The sequence below is a fragment of the Halomonas sp. WWR20 genome, assembly GCF_054602495.1.
Map to the genome: position 1 here is coordinate 1 of NZ_JBTRHR010000021.1, position 3183 is coordinate 3183.

At 55.0% G+C, this 3183-nt stretch carries 1 rRNA gene; it reads right to left on the reverse strand.

Features of this window, described 5'->3' with window-relative positions:
- Positions 1–65: 65 nt before the first annotated feature.
- Positions 66–2956 (reverse strand): 23S ribosomal RNA (locus ACW4DH_RS18910).
- Positions 2957–3183 lie beyond the last annotated feature (227 nt).

A 3183-nucleotide genomic window follows, 5' to 3' on the forward strand; every position in this document is an offset into this window, starting at 1 on the left:
GACGGTGATACGTCTCTTGCCTATCCGGCGATTGTCGAGGTGACCGTCAGACCCCTTGGGGTTATATGGTCAAGCCTCACGGGCCATTAGTACACGTTAGCTCAACGCATTGCTGCGCTTCCACACCGTGCCTATCAACCAGCTCGTCTTGCTGGGCCCTTCAGGGGGCGCGAGGCCCCAGGGAAGTCTCATCTTGAAGGGGGCTTCCCGCTTAGATGCCTTCAGCGGTTATCCCGTCCGTACATAGCTACCCGGCGATGCGTCTGGCGACACAACCGGAACACCAGAGGTACGTCCACTCCGGTCCTCTCGTACTAGGAGCAGCACTTCTCAAACTTCCGACGCCCACGGCAGATAGGGACCGAACTGTCTCACGACGTTCTAAACCCAGCTCGCGTACCACTTTAAATGGCGAACAGCCATACCCTTGGGACCGACTTCAGCCCCAGGATGTGATGAGCCGACATCGAGGTGCCAAACACCGCCGTCGATGTGAACTCTTGGGCGGTATCAGCCTGTTATCCCCGGAGTACCTTTTATCCGTTGAGCGATGGCCCTTCCATACAGAACCACCGGATCACTAGAACCTACTTTCGTACCTGCTCGACGTGTCTGTCTCGCAGTCAAGCACCCTTATGCTCTTGCACTCAATGCACGATTTCCAACCGTGCTGAGGGTACCTTCGTGCTCCTCCGTTACTCTTTGGGAGGAGACCGCCCCAGTCAAACTACCCACCACACACTGTCCTCGACCCGGATGACGGGTCTGAGTTAGAACGCCAATGATGCCAGGCTGGTATTTCAAGGTTGGCTCCACCCGAACTGGCGTCCGGGTTTCCAAGCCTCCCAGCTATCCTACACAAGCAACATCAGCATCCAGTGTGAAGCTATAGTAAAGGTTCACGGGGTCTTTCCGTCTAGCCGCGGGTACACAGCATCTTCACTGCGATTTCAATTTCACTGAGTCTCGGGTGGAGACAGCGTGGCCATCATTACGCCATTCGTGCAGGTCGGAACTTACCCGACAAGGAATTTCGCTACCTTAGGACCGTTATAGTTACGGCCGCCGTTTACCGGGGCTTCGATCAGGAGCTTCGGACGAATCCTAACACCATCAATTAACCTTCCGGCACCGGGCAGGCGTCACACCCTATACGTCCGCTTGCGCGTTTGCAGAGTGCTGTGTTTTTAATAAACAGTTGCAGCCACCTGGTATCTTCGACCGGCCTCGGCTTCCACCGCGAGGGTGTTCACCTACATGCCGGCGTGCCTTCTCCCGAAGTTACGGCACCATTTTGCCTAGTTCCTTCACCCGAGTTCTCTCAAGCGCCTGGGTATTCTCTACCTGACCACCTGTGTCGGTTTGGGGTACGGTCGCATGTGATCTGAAGCTTAGAGGCTTTTCCTGGAAGCGTGGCATCAATGACTTCCGGACCGTGGTCCGTTCGTCTCGTGTCTCGGCCTAAAGGACCCGGATTTGCCTGAGTCCTCAGCCTACTCACTTTCACCCGGGCAACCAACGCCGGGCTCACCTAGCCTTCTTCGTCCCCCCATCGCAATCACATCCGGTACGGGAATATTGACCCGTTTCCCATCGACTACGCCTTTCGGCCTCGCCTTAGGGGCCGACTCACTCTGCTCCGATTAGCGTAGAACAGAAACCCTTGGTCTTCCGGCGGGGGAGTTTTTCACTCCCCTTGTCGTTACTCATGTCAGCATTCGCACTCGTGATATCTCCAGCAGGCTTCTCAACCCACCTTCACAGACTTACACGACGCTCCTCTACCGCTCATCGCGAGGATGAACCCGTAGCTTCGGCACCTGGTTTGAGCCCCGTTACATCTTCCGCGCAGGCCGACTCGACTAGTGAGCTATTACGCTTTCTTTAAAGGATGGCTGCTTCTAAGCCAACCTCCTAGCTGTCTGAGCCTTCCCACATCGTTTCCCACTTAACCAGGATTTTGGGGCCTTAGCTGACGGTCTGGGTTGTTTCCCTTTTCACAACGGACGTTAGCACCCGCTGTGTGTCTCCCACGCTGTACTCACCGGTATTCGGAGTTTGCCTCGGGTTGGTAACCCGGGATGGGCCCCTAGCCGAAACAGTGCTCTACCCCCGGCGGTAATACGTGAGGCGCTACCTAAATAGCTTTCGAGGAGAACCAGCTATCTCCGAGCTTGATTAGCCTTTCACTCCGATCCACAAGTCATCCGAATCTTTTTCAACAGATCCCGGTTCGGGCCTCCAGTTGATGTTACTCAACCTTCACCCTGCTCATGGATAGATCGCCCGGTTTCGGGTCTATTCCCAGCGACTGGTCGCCCAGTTAAGACTCGGTTTCCCTACGCCTCCCCTAGTCGGTTAAGCTCGCCACTGAAAATAAGTCGCTGACCCATTATACAAAAGGTACGCGGTCACCCAACATGTGGGCTCCCACTGCTTGTACGCATACGGTTTCAGGATCTATTTCACTCCCCTCTCCGGGGTTCTTTTCGCCTTTCCCTCACGGTACTGGTTCACTATCGGTCAGCCAGGAGTATTTAGCCTTGGAGGATGGTCCCCCCATGTTCAGTCAAGGTTTCACGTGCCCCGACCTACTCGATTTCACGATGGTTGGATTTCGACTACGGGACTATCACCCGCTATGGTCAGGTTTCCCACCCTGTTCGCCTATCGGCCCCATCGCTTAAGGGCTGGTCCCCGTTCGCTCGCCGCTACTGGGGGAATCTCGGTTGATTTCTTTTCCTCGGGGTACTTAGATGTTTCAGTTCCCCCGGTTCGCCTCGCTGCACTATGTATTCATGCAGCGATACTCATCTTGTGATGAGTGGGTTTCCCCATTCGGAAATGCCCGGGTCACAGGTTATTTGCCACCTCACCGAGCCTTATCGCAGGCTTTCACGTCCTTCATCGCCTCTGGCTGCCTAGGCATCCACCGTATGCGCTTAATCGCTTGACCATATAACCCGAAGGGGTCTGGTCTGCGATCACGTCACGACAATTGCCGGATACGCTTGAGACGTATCACGTTGCTCTCTTATGCCTAAGAGAGACTTTTGTCAGCATGATCCATATTGTTAAAGAGCGAACTGTTCAGAGAACAGTGCTAAGCCTTCGGGTGTGTCGCTAAAGGCTTAGCACTGGGTTCTGGCAGCGATCCTTCCGGAATTCATCGTCTCGTCGCTC